At 68.2% G+C, this 2,120-nt stretch carries 2 protein-coding genes; one reads left to right on the forward strand and one right to left on the reverse strand.

Annotated elements, in window-relative coordinates; all coding sequences use genetic code 11:
- Positions 1 to 199: 199 nt before the first annotated feature.
- The gene (gene gluQRS, locus WH303_RS09835; protein WP_339518212.1) at positions 200 to 1,174 is read left to right on the forward strand and encodes a tRNA glutamyl-Q(34) synthetase GluQRS; all 975 of its coding nucleotides are present in this window, start codon (positions 200 to 202) and stop codon (positions 1,172 to 1,174) included.
- On the opposite strand, the gene WH303_RS09840 is transcribed toward gluQRS, so the two are convergent.
- The coding region (locus WH303_RS09840; protein WP_339518213.1) for a ferritin-like domain-containing protein at positions 1,167 to 2,120 on the reverse strand (954 nt) is incomplete at its 5' end. The genes gluQRS and WH303_RS09840 overlap by 8 nt on opposite strands.

The raw sequence follows: 2,120 nt of genomic DNA on the forward strand, positions 1-2,120 counted from the left end.
TTCTTATTCCTTTCCGGCGCGGCGCCGGCCCACTCGCAAAACCCCAAACTTTTTTTTTTGGTGTAGTTTTTTCGTTATAATACCCCCCCCGGGCCCCGGCCCGCGGGGGGGCCGCTTTTCCGCGCTCTCCATCCTCAGCCGTTGCCTATACCGGGCAACGGCTTTGCGCGCTGGTCAGCGGCATTACACTTGCTCTCCCATGAGCTCTCGCGTTTATACCGGCCGCTTTGCCCCTTCACCCACCGGCCCGCTGCATGCGGGCTCGCTGGTGGCGGCCCTGGCGTCCTGGCTCGATGCCCGCGCCCATGGCGGCAGCTGGTTGCTGCGTATCGAAGACATCGATCCGCCCCGCTGCCCGCCGGGCATGGACCAGGAAATCCTGCGCCAGCTCCATGCGCTGCAGCTGATCCCCGATGCGCCGCCGCAGTGGCAGTCGGCCCGCCATGCCCTCTATGCCCAGGCTCTGGCGCAGCTGCAGGCAGCTGGCTGGGCCTACCCCTGCGCCTGCACGCGCCGCGATATGGATGCCGCGCTCGCCGCCCAGGGCCATGTGCATGAGCGCCATGGCGAGCGCCCCTACCCGGGTACCTGCCGCGATGGCCTGCATGGCAGGACCGGGCGCAGCTGGCGCTTCCATACCCTGCGCTACCAGCAGCATGCCAGCGCCGCCGCGGCCCAAGATGACCTGTTGCCGACGCCCGACCACCCAGTGCTGCACAGCGACCAGCAACTGCGGTGGCAAGACCGCTGGCTGGGCCCCATGCAGCAGGATGTGGCCGCCAGCGTGGGCGATTTTCTGGTGCAGCGCGCCGATGGCCTCTGGGCCTACCAGCTGGCCGTGGTGGTCGATGACGCAGCGCAAGGCATCAGCGATGTGGTGCGTGGCGCTGACCTGGCCGACAACACCCCGCGCCAGCTGCTGCTGCAGCGCGCGCTGGGCCTGCCGGCGCCGCGCTATATGCACACGCCCTTGGTGCTGCAGGCCGATGGTGAAAAGCTCTCCAAACAATACGGCGCGCCGCCGGTTCTGGTGGATAGCGCCGAGCAGCGCATCACCGTGCTGCGCCAGTCTGCCCAGCACCTGGGGCTGGACGCGGGCGAGGCCAGCTCCATCCCCGATGCACTGGCCGATTGGACGGCGCAATGGGCGCGCCGCCACCTGGCCACTACATGAAATTGCGCGTGTGCAGGGAGGCCAGCTCCTGCGCATGGCCCCGCTCAAAGCCCAGCCGCACCAGCTTGGTGTAGCGGCCATCGGCCATATCCTGCATCAGCTGCTGCACGCGCTGGCTGCCCAGCGCCAGCGCATCGGCGGACAAGGCACCGGCGCCCACCAAGATGAGCGCATCGAACACCTCTTCATTCAGGCCTGATGTGCCAGCCAGCGCATCGTGGCGCGCTTCCACCGCCTGGGCCAGCCGGTGGCGAAAGTCCGGCTCCTGCTTCAAGCGATGCAGCAGGTGCGACATGCCCAGCGCCACATGGCGTGCCTCATCACGGGCGGCGAGGCGGCAGATCTGGCGCGTCAGCGGATCGGGCGCATAGGTCTGCAAGAACTGCAGCAGGTTGACAAAGCTGCCCTCGCCCAGCACCGACAGCAAAAAGCCCGCGACCGAAAAATCCTTTTCCGCCAGCAGGCTCTGCAGCGAGGCCTGGCCGCCAGCGGTGGACAGCGCCGGCTCACGCCCATGGCGGCGAATGCGGCGGGTGAACACATCGATATGGCGCGCCTCATCGGCCACCTGGATCGCCAGCGCCGCCTGCAGCTCGCGGTAATGCGGATGCAGCTCGCCCAAGAACCGTGCCGGCACAATCAGCGCCGCATTTTCGTTCTCGACCATATAGGTCATCACCTGGACGATGGCGTCCTCGATCACCGCCGGTGGTTCGGGCGCTTGCGCCCAGTCGATGTCGGTGTCGGCATTCCATTGCGCAGCCACGGCCTGGGCATACAGGTCGCCGGCCTGGTCGGTCCAGAACTCGGCCTTCTCCTGCAGGCGAAAGGCAAAGGCCGGTGCCCCGGCCTCCACTGCGGCGCCGCGCGCCGCCAAGCCCCAGGCCGGGTCGGCCTGCGCCGCCACCGCGCCGGGTTGGCTGGCATCGCTGTGGCCGGCCACCGC

This window comes from Comamonas sp. MYb69, assembly GCF_037479315.1.
Taxonomy (GTDB): Bacteria; Pseudomonadota; Gammaproteobacteria; order Burkholderiales; family Burkholderiaceae_C; genus Comamonas.

What these genes read in the sequence shown, in the direction of transcription:
- gluQRS (WP_339518212.1), top strand. Translation starts at nt 200, where the DNA reads ATGAGCTCTCGCGTTTATACCGGCCGCTTTGCCCCTTCACCCACCGGC.